The following is a 6,162-nucleotide window of genomic DNA, read 5'->3' on the forward strand; positions in this document are numbered from 1 at the left end:
CAGTCGACCGGCAAGGCGACGTAGGTGGTGTCGAGGTACTCCTCGATGCCCTCGAACCCGCCCTCGCGGCCGTAGCCGCTCGCCTTCACGCCGCCGAAGGGCGCAGCGGGGTTGGAGACCAGACCGGTGTTGATGCCGAGCATCCCGGTCTCGAGCCGCTCGGCCAGCCGGATGGTGCGGGCGAGGTCGCGGGTGTAGGCGTAGGCGGCGAGGCCGTACTCGGTGGCGTTCGCGAGCGCGATCGCGTGGTCCTCGCTGTTGAAGGTCGTGATCGGCGCGACGGGGCCGAAGATCTCGGTGGTCACGGCGTCCGCGTCCTCGGGGACGTCGACGAGGACGGTGGGGGTGAAGAAGTACCCGTCGCCCTCGGGCGCCTCCCCGCCGGTCAGCACGCGGGCACCCCGCTCGACGGCGTCGGTGACCGTGGCCGACACGGAGGCGACGGCCTTCTCGTCGATGAGCGGACCGACCTGGACGCCGGCGTCCTGCCCGCGCCCGACCCGCAGCGACCCCATCCGCTCGGCGAGGCGGCGGCCGAACTCTTCCGCGACCGGCTCCTCGACGATGAAGCGGTTGGCCGAGGTGCAGGCCTCGCCCATGTTGCGCATCTTGGCGATCATCGCGCCCTCGACGGCGGCGTCGAGGTCGGCGTCGACGAACACGAGGAAGGGGGCGTTGCCGCCCAGCTCCATCGACACCCGCTGGAGCTGGCCGGCGGACTGCTCGACGATCTTCCTCCCGACGCCGGTGGACCCGGTGAAGCTGACCTTCCGCAGCCGCGGGTCGGCCTGCAGGGTGCTGCTGAGGCCGCCGGAGTCGCTGGTGGTGACGACGTTGAGCACGCCGGCCGGCAGTCCGGCCTCGTCGAGCAGGGCGGCGAGGTAGAGCATCGTCAGCGGCGTCTGCGCGGCCGGCTTGACGACCATGGTGCAGCCGGCGGCGACGGCCGGGCCGATCTTGCGGGTGCCCATCGCGAGCGGGAAGTTCCACGGCGTGATGAAGAGGCAGGGGCCGACGGGCTTGCGGACCGTCAGCAGCCGGCTCCCGCCCGCCGGGTTGTGCATCCAGCGGCCGTGGATGCGCACCGCCTCCTCGGAGAACCAGCGCAGGAACTCGGCGCCGTAGGTCACCTCGCCCTTCGCCTCGGCGAGCGGCTTGCCCATCTCCAGGCTCATCACGAGCGCCAGGTCCTCGGCGTGGGAGGTGACCAGCTCGAAGGCACGGCGCAGGACCTCGCCGCGGTCGCGCGGTGCGGTCGCCGCCCAGTCCGCCTGCGCCGCGACCGCTGCGTCCAGCGCGGCCCGGGCGTCGTCGAGGGTGCCGTCGGCGACGTCGCTGAGCACCGAGCCGTCCGCCGGGTCGATGACGTCGAGGCGCCCGCCTCCTCCCGGCACCCAGGCGCCGCCGACGAACAGCTGGCGACGCGACTCCGGAAGCAGGTGGCCGAGGCGTTCACGGAAGGTCATGGCCCCACTCTGGCACCTGCCCGGGCACACGCGGCAGGAGTCGGCGCCGGTCGACCGGGACCGGATGACCGGGACCGGTCATCGGCACCCGGGACCTTCGTCCCGGGCCCGGTGGTCGAACGGTGGAATCTGCCGGGGTGGGCCTTGACCGGGTTGGGTGCGGGGTTACAGTGGACCTGTCGTACTTCGGAGGGAGCACCGAGACGACAAGAGCCCCTCGTTGACCCCATGCAATGAGGGGCTCGCTCCCGTTTTGGGCGCCTTTCCCGGGGGTCAGCGGGCGCCGCGCAGGAACGCCTCGAGCAGCGGCCCGGCGGTCTGCGAGCCGGACTGGCCTGTCTGCACGAAGACCGCCACGGCGAGGTCGCCCTGGGCCGCGATCATCCAGGCGTGGGTGCGCACGGTGCCGCCGTCGGCGTACTCCGCCGTGCCGGTCTTGGCGATGACCGGCGGGCCCGGGACGTCGGCGAGGCCGCGCCCGCTGCCGTTGGTCACCACCCGGCGCAGCATCGCCTTCAGCTGGCGCGCCTCCTGCTTCCTCAGCGGCTTCGCCTCCTTCGGCACGGAGACGTCGACGTCCTCCACCAGGCGGGGTACGACGGTCGTGCCGGCCTGCACGCTCGCGGCGACGGCCGCCATCGCCATCGGCGAGGCGAGCACCTTGCCCTGCCCGATCAGGTCCGCGGCGCCCTCGGTCTCGCTGGCCGGGGGCGGCACCTCCCCGAAGTAGGCCGGGAACCCGAGGTCGTGGTCGATGCCGAGCCCGAGGCTGGCGGCAGCGTCGGCGAGGTCGCCGTCGGCGAGCTCGTCGCGGGCGTTGATGAGCGCGGTGTTGCAGGACTGGGCGATCGCCTCCTCCAGCGGGATCGTGCCGATCGCGGAGGACGGGTAGTCGGAGTAGTTCTTGAACTGCTTGCCGTCGACGACGGTGGTGGCCGGGCACTGGACCGGCGTGGTCGGCGTCAGGCCGGCTCGCAGCAGGGCGAGCGAGGTGACGGCCTTGAAGGTCGAGCCGGGGGCGAACTGGCCGAAGGTGGCGTGGTTCTGCCCGCCGGTGCCCGAGCCGTTGGCGGCGGCGAGGATCGCCCCGTCGCTGGGGCGGACGGCGACGAGGGCGCTGGCCGGCCGGACCCCGCCCAGGACCTGCTCGGCGAGCGACTGCAGGCGCTGGTCGAGGGTCAGCGCGAGCGGCTCGCCGTCGGTCGCGTCGACCCGGAAGAGCTCGCGCTCCTCGCCGCCGTCGGCCGGCACCGCGCTGACGACCCGGCCGGGGGTGCCGCGCAGCCGGTCGTCGTACCGCGCCTGCAGGCCGGAGACGCCGGCGACGTCGCCGGGGCGGTAGGCCTCGGGGTCCTCCTCGACCATCTCGGCGGTGACCGGGCCGACGCGACCCAGGATCGGCGCGGCGAAGTCGCGGGTCGGCGCGAGGGCGAGGTCCGCGCTGACCTGGTGGGCCCCGGCGATGTCGGGCAGGCCGGAGCGCACCTCCGCCGGCACGTCGTCGGCACGGAAGGTGATCGCCTCGACGAACGCCTTGTCGCCGGCGTCGCGCACCGCCTTCACGTACGGCGCCACCTGGATGTCGAGCAGCTGCGCCAGCGCACGGGCAGACGTCACGGCCCGGCGGGCCGGCACCTTGGTCTTGTCGATCCCGACCCGGACCACCGGCCGCTCGGTGACGATCGCCCGGCCTCCGGCGCCGGTGATGTCGCCGCGCTTCGACGGCAGGGTGCGCACGTCGAGGGTGTCGCCCTCCTCGAGCCCGGGCTCGACGACGGCCGGGTCCCACGCCACCGTCCACTCCTCGCCCTCGGCGAGGTCGACGGTCGTCTCGTAGGTCCACTGCTCGCCCTCGACGACCGGCCACGACCAGGCCAGGGTCGCCGTGGGCTGCTCGGCGCCGGCGTCCACCTCGGCGACGGTGACGGTCGGGGCGAGCCCGTCCATCCCGGCCACCACGGCGGCGTACTCCTCCGCCACGGCCGCGGCGTTGGCTCCGCGCCAGTCGACGGCGGCGAGCGGGTCGTCCTCCGCTCCGGCCGCGGCCTCGGCGAGCGCGGCGGCGAGCTCCTCCGCTGCGGCGCGGGCCCCGTCGTCGTCCGTGCTGGAGCACGCGGCCAGGCCGGAGGCGGGCACGAGGAGGAGGGCCGTGGCTGCCGAGAGTCGCCGCATGCAGCCGTTCTACCAGCCGGGCCCGACGGGGGCCCGGCTGGCGTGGCGCCCTGCGGCAGTCAGCCGAGCAGGCCCTGGACCAGCGGCTTGTAGCCGGAGGAGTGGCCGAGCCGGTTCGGGTGGTAGCTCTCACTGATCGGGCTGGAGAGCCCGTTGAGCCATTCGGGGTCGTCGCACACGGCGTGGCCGACGAAGCGCGAGGTCGGGTTGGCGAACCGGAAGCCGCGGGCACTGGCTGCTGCGGACAGCTTGCTGTTGAGCAGGTCGGCGGTCTGGTTGAGGCGGGTCTCCTCGGCAGGGCTGAACCAGGTGGCGGCGTTGCAGTCCTCGCCCATGAAGAGCCGCGGGTAGCCGACGACCACGACGACGGCGTTGGGCGCCTTGCTGCGGATCGACGCGTAGAGCGTGCTCAGCCGACCGGGCAGGGTGTTGTTGATGAACGCCTGGGCGGTGTTGATCTTGCCGTCGCAGTTCGACATCCAGCCCGGCTTGGCGCACTCGGTGAGCACGCTGGTGAAGCCGGCGTCGTTGCCGCCGACCGAGATCGTCACGTACGCCGTGCTCGAGCTCAGCGCGCTGAGCTGGCCGCTGGTGACGGTGCTCGTCGTCGCACCGGCGCACGCCTTGAAGTTGAGGCTGTAGCCGCGCGCGGCCGCGACCAGCTTCGGGTAGGCGTAGGTCGAGCGCTGGCAGGTGGTGCCGTCGGAGATGTAGCTGCGGGTGCCGGTGCCGGAGGCGTAGGAGTCGCCGAGCGCGACGTACGACGGCGCGGCGTGGGCTGCGGGCGCGACGGCGACGAGGCCGGCGAGCGCCGCGGCCAGCACCGAGGCGAGGGAGAGCAGGAGGCGGAACGTCCGAGACATGGTGGCCCTTCGGGAGCAGGAGTGTGACCTCGGTCACTACACCACCGATGGGGCGGTCCGCGGAAGGCCGGCCAGACCGGTCGGGCTAGCGCGGCGGTCCGGCGAACGCGATGCCCCGCTTCGCTCCGGCGACGATGTCCTCGACGTGGGCCTGGAAGCCCGGGCAGGCGGCGATGTCGTGGGCGCGGCACTCGAGCGCGTGCTGGGTGAGGTGCCGGGAGCGGTCGATCTCGGCCTGGCGGCGGTCGATCTCCTCGAGGTGGGCGCGCAGCGCGTCGCGCCGCCCGTCGGTCGAGGCGTCGAGGAGGGTGCGGATCTGCTCCAGGCTCATCCCGGACGCCTTGCTGGCGAGGATGGTCGCGACCCGGTAGGCGTCGTCCTCGGTGTAGACCCGTCGCCCCGCGGAGTCCCGCTCGGGCGCCAGCAGGCCGCGGTCCTCCCAGTGCCGCAGTACGTGGGTCTCGAGGTCGAACCGGTCGGCGAGCTCGCCGATCGCCCAGCGGATGTTCCGGTGGCTTGACTTCATGTTCACATGAAGTCACATCGTGGCGTCATGGACAAGGACCTGACCAAGCACACCGACACAGACACCGACATCGACACCGACATCGACACAGGCATCGACACAGGCAGCGACACAGGCAGCGACACCCCGACCTGGGACGTCGTGGTCGTCGGCGCCGGCTCCGCCGGCCTCCAGGCGGCCCAGACCCTCGGCCGGATGCATCGGTCGACCCTGGTCGTCGGCACCGACCGCTACCGGAACGACCCGACCGGCCACATGCACAACTTCCTCGGCCACGACGGCGCGCCGCCCGCCGAGCTGCGCACGGCCGCCCGCAAGGACGTCGAGGCGTACGCCGACGTCGAGCTCCGCGACGCCGAGGTGCTGCGCATCTCCGGCGAGGCCGGCGACTTCCTCGTCGAGCTCGCCGGCGAGGACCCGGTCCGCGCCCGCCGCGTGCTGCTCGCCAGCGGCGTGCACGACACCCTGCCGGACGTGCCCGGCGTGGCCGAGGAGTTCGGCGACCTGGTCGCGCACTGCCCGTTCTGCCACGGCCACGAGTTCTCGGGCACCCGGGTCGGCATCCTCGGCTCCGCCGCCCACGTCGCTGCGATGGCCTCGATGGTCGGCCCGATCGCGAGCGAGGTCGTGGTGCTCGCGCACGGCGACGTGCTGGACGACGCGACCGCGACGACCCTCGAGCGGCTCGGCGTCCCGGTCGTGCCCGGGCGGGTGGCCGCCGTACGCCGCGAGGGCGAGGGCCTCGTCGTCGACGTCGAGGACAGCGACTCGGTCGCCCTGGGCGGGCTCTTCGTGAAGACCGACTGGGCGCTGGCCGCCCCGCACGCCGCCCAGCTCGGCGTCGAGCTCTCCGAGATGGGCGCCGTCGTCGTCGACGCCTTCGGCCGCACCAGTGTGCCGGGCGTCTACGCCGCCGGCGACATGGCCCAGGGCCCCGGCCTGCCCATGCCGATGGCCTCGGTCCTCGTCGCCGCCTCCGCCGGCCTGCTCGCCGCCGCCGCGTGCGTGCAGGACGCTGCGCTGGAGCGGATGGCGTAGGTCTCGCCTTGCGGGGCTGGTCTCCGATCTCCGACACAGAGGGGGCTGGGCATCGTGGGAGTTCTCGGCGGCCGCGCACCGTAGCCGTCCGTCCCCC

At 73.6% G+C, this 6,162-nt stretch carries 5 protein-coding genes; 1 reads left to right on the forward strand and 4 read right to left on the reverse strand.

The window, feature by feature from the left end; translation table 11 throughout:
- The 4 genes from L615_RS02205 to L615_RS02220 all read right to left on the reverse strand — a co-directional run.
- Positions 1–1,466 (reverse strand): NAD-dependent succinate-semialdehyde dehydrogenase (locus L615_RS02205; protein WP_145723966.1); only part of this gene is annotated, 1,466 nt, incomplete at its 3' end.
- 273 nt (positions 1,467–1,739) lie between these two features.
- Positions 1,740–3,638, reverse strand: coding sequence for a penicillin-binding transpeptidase domain-containing protein (locus L615_RS02210; protein ID WP_145723967.1), 1,899 nt, complete (start codon positions 3,636–3,638; stop codon positions 1,740–1,742).
- Positions 3,639–3,697: 59 nt separating this feature from the next.
- Positions 3,698–4,501 (reverse strand): SGNH/GDSL hydrolase family protein, encoded by an 804-nt coding sequence (locus L615_RS02215; RefSeq protein WP_036518028.1) that lies wholly within the window; start codon positions 4,499–4,501, stop codon positions 3,698–3,700.
- Between the two features lie 85 nt (positions 4,502–4,586).
- Positions 4,587–5,027, reverse strand: a complete 441-nt coding sequence (locus L615_RS02220) for a MerR family transcriptional regulator (protein ID WP_145723968.1) — start codon at positions 5,025–5,027, stop codon at positions 4,587–4,589.
- A 27-nt stretch (positions 5,028–5,054) separates the two neighbouring features.
- Here L615_RS02220 and L615_RS02225 point away from each other — a divergent pair, with 27 nt between their 5' ends.
- Positions 5,055–6,065 (forward strand): NAD(P)/FAD-dependent oxidoreductase, encoded by a 1,011-nt coding sequence (locus tag L615_RS02225; RefSeq protein WP_186449678.1) that lies wholly within the window; start codon positions 5,055–5,057, stop codon positions 6,063–6,065.
- Positions 6,066–6,162: the final 97 nt, after the last annotated feature.

It is taken from the genome of Nocardioides sp. J9, from assembly GCF_007829375.1.
Taxonomy (GTDB): Bacteria; Actinomycetota; Actinomycetes; order Propionibacteriales; family Nocardioidaceae; genus Nocardioides.

Excerpts from the sequence above, each read along its gene's own strand:
- L615_RS02210 (WP_145723967.1), bottom strand. The coding sequence starts at position 3,638 with ATGCGGCGACTCTCGGCAGCCACGGCCCTCCTCCTCGTGCCCGCCTCC.
- L615_RS02215 (WP_036518028.1), bottom strand. The coding sequence starts at position 4,501 with ATGTCTCGGACGTTCCGCCTCCTGCTCTCCCTCGCCTCGGTGCTGGCC.
- L615_RS02220 (WP_145723968.1), bottom strand. The coding sequence starts at position 5,027 with ATGAAGTCAAGCCACCGGAACATCCGCTGGGCGATCGGCGAGCTCGCC.
- L615_RS02225 (WP_186449678.1), top strand. The coding sequence starts at position 5,055 with ATGGACAAGGACCTGACCAAGCACACCGACACAGACACCGACATCGAC.